General features: G+C 51.1%; 4 protein-coding genes. 3 read left to right on the top strand and 1 reads right to left on the bottom strand.

Annotation, left to right across the window (positions count from 1 at the left end; all coding sequences use genetic code 11):
• On the bottom strand, positions 1-708 hold a 708-nt coding region (locus tag FDW87_RS03370), incomplete at its 3' end, for a LysR family transcriptional regulator (RefSeq protein WP_252362983.1).
• A 273-nt stretch (positions 709-981) separates the two neighbouring features.
• Here FDW87_RS03370 and FDW87_RS03375 point away from each other — a divergent pair.
• The 3 genes from FDW87_RS03375 to FDW87_RS21670 all read left to right on the top strand — a co-directional run.
• Positions 982-1623, top strand: coding sequence for a hydrolase (locus tag FDW87_RS03375; protein ID WP_003021513.1), 642 nt, complete (start codon positions 982-984; stop codon positions 1621-1623).
• A gap of 173 nt (positions 1624-1796) precedes the next feature.
• Complete coding sequence (locus FDW87_RS03380; RefSeq protein WP_016152022.1) at positions 1797-2342, top strand: antibiotic biosynthesis monooxygenase; 546 nt, start codon at positions 1797-1799, stop codon at positions 2340-2342.
• Positions 2343-2363: 21 nt separating this feature from the next.
• Positions 2364-2469 (top strand): hypothetical protein (locus FDW87_RS21670; RefSeq protein ID WP_252362996.1); only part of this gene is annotated, 106 nt, incomplete at its 3' end.

The following is a 2469-nucleotide window of genomic DNA, read 5'->3' on the forward strand; positions in this document are numbered from 1 at the left end:
CAAGCCGGCCCGCAGTAGCATCACCTTACTGTGGAAATCATCAACGCGAATCTGCGCCTGCTCCTCCATCAGATTGGTTTGTAACGGATGACAAAAGCGGGCGCTGTCGCTAATGACAATCGCCCGGTGCAGGCACAGCTGTTCGTTAGTCAGGCCATCCGGTGCTGCGGCCAGCGGATGCTCAGGCGCAACGACAAACACATTGTCCAGCGTGCCAAGCATTTTGTAGGACCAGGCCGCTGACGTAGGCGGTTCATTAATCGCCCCCAAAATAATATCTGCTCCATTATGCGTCAGTTCCTCCCAGGAGCCCGCCAGCGTATGGTGGGTGAAGTTAAGGCGGGTTTGCTTATTCAGCGCGTGAAATTCATCGATAATGGGCAACAGCGAGGCGAAAGGGAAGGAGTCGTCCAGCGCAATCGCCAGCTCTTTTTCCCAGCCTGAACTCAGCTGCACCGCCTGCTTTTCGAGATCTTTTGCCGCACTCAGCAGCAAACGTCCCTTTTCAAGCATCATCTGACCGGTGTCGGTAAATTTTGCCCGGTGACCGGAACGGTCAAGCAACTCGATATTCAAATCACTTTCCAGCTTTTGAATCATATAGCTGAGTGCTGCAGGGGTTTTAAACAACGATTCGGCCGCCGCGGCAAATGAACCCTGTTTATCGAGTGCGTCGAGAATTAGCAAAACATCCAGATTGATGCGCATAAGCAGAAAATATCCTGAAAATTAAACCCCTCTGTTGTACCGAATGGAGAAAAACAATGCCAGTGAATAAATTAGATGAGTCATGCGCATTTTTTTGATGTTGTTTAGGATATATCGCAACACAAAATTAATAGTTTCACTGGATGGTAAGTTTTCTTTAATAACTCGTTAGAAATTTCCCGCTATACTCAACAAGCTTTCTGATTCAGGATCCTGCTGCTGACGGCAGATACAGACCGTTGCCTTTTAACTTATTGATTAAGAAGGTGTGCTATGTCTATTCGGGAACTGATTGACCCTCAAAACTCAACGCTTATTTTTATTGATCATCAGCCGCAAATGTCATTTGGTGTGGCGAATATTGACCGCCAGACTTTGAAAAATAATACCGTGGCATTAGCGAAGGCCGGGAAAATATTTAATGTTCCGGTGATTTATACTTCTGTGGAAACGAAAAGTTTTAGCGGCTATATCTGGCCGGAATTGTTAGCGGTTCATCCTGATGTGAAACCAATTGAACGCACCTCGATGAACTCCTGGGAAGATGCGGCGTTTGTGAAAGCCGTGGAAGCGACCGGGCGTAAAAAATTGATTATCTCCGCGCTGTGGACCGAAGTATGCCTGACTTTCCCGGCGCTGATGGCGCTGGAAGCAGGTTACGAAGTTTATGTGGTAACTGACACTTCCGGCGGCACGTCCGTGGATGCCCATGAGCGTTCTATCGACCGCATGGTACAGGCGGGCGCCGTACCAGTGACCTGGCAACAGGTTCTTCTCGAGTACCAGCGCGACTGGTCCCGCAAAGAAACCTACGACGCCGTCATGGATCTGGTACGTGAGCACAGCGGCGCCTACGGAATGGGCGTGGATTACGCCTACACCATGGTGCATGGCGCGCCGGAACGTAAAGCCTAAATACACCTCATCTTTCATGTCGCCTCTTAGTGGGCTTCGTTTGCGTACCCCGGTCACTCACTTTGTCAGCTTCCGGGGATACACAATCTTGCCGCTTCGATGCGCCATGAATGATTTTGTGTATTGCTTACGTGGCCTAAGCGGGCCTGTTTCTTCTCAACAAGGAACCCTTTATGGCGCAGAACAAACATGTGACGTTGGTGATTTCCCACACCCTGCTGCCTGAACAAGCGCAGCGGTATGAGCAGTGGCTGGGGAAAATCATGCCGGTGGCGGCCGAGTTTCCCGGTCATCTGGGGGCGAATGTGATTCGTCCTGCAGATGGCAACAATCTGTGGAACATCATTATCCGCTTCGACACGCTTGAGCATCTGTATAACTGGACCCAGTCCGATACGCGCCGCGTGCTGGTCGAAGAGATTGCCCCGCTGCTGGCGGAAGGGGATAAAACTGAAATCCGCACCGAAGCGGCGTTCTGGTTTACACCGCCCGCGCCCCATGTACGTCAGCCCAGGCGCTGGAAACAGTTTCTGATAACTCTGCTGGTGATTTTTCCCAGCACCAATCTGGTGCCGTGGTTGACCGGCATTGTGCTGCCTGCCATGAAGGGCTCGTTACTCCTGCATCTGATCAATGATGCCTGTGTGGTTGCGCTGGTGGTCTGGTTCTGGATGCCCATCGTAACCCGTCTGTTTGCCGGATGGCTGAAAAAAGCCTGACCGGTTTCTCAGGAGATTGTTATGTCTCAAACTGCCACACTGATTCTGACTCACGGAAAAATTCATACTCTCGAAAGACAAAACCCGCAGGTCGAGGCGGTGGCGATCGCCAATGGTAAGATCCTGG

This window comes from Citrobacter sp. wls826, from assembly GCF_005281245.1.
Lineage (GTDB): Bacteria > Pseudomonadota > Gammaproteobacteria > Enterobacterales > Enterobacteriaceae > Citrobacter > Citrobacter braakii.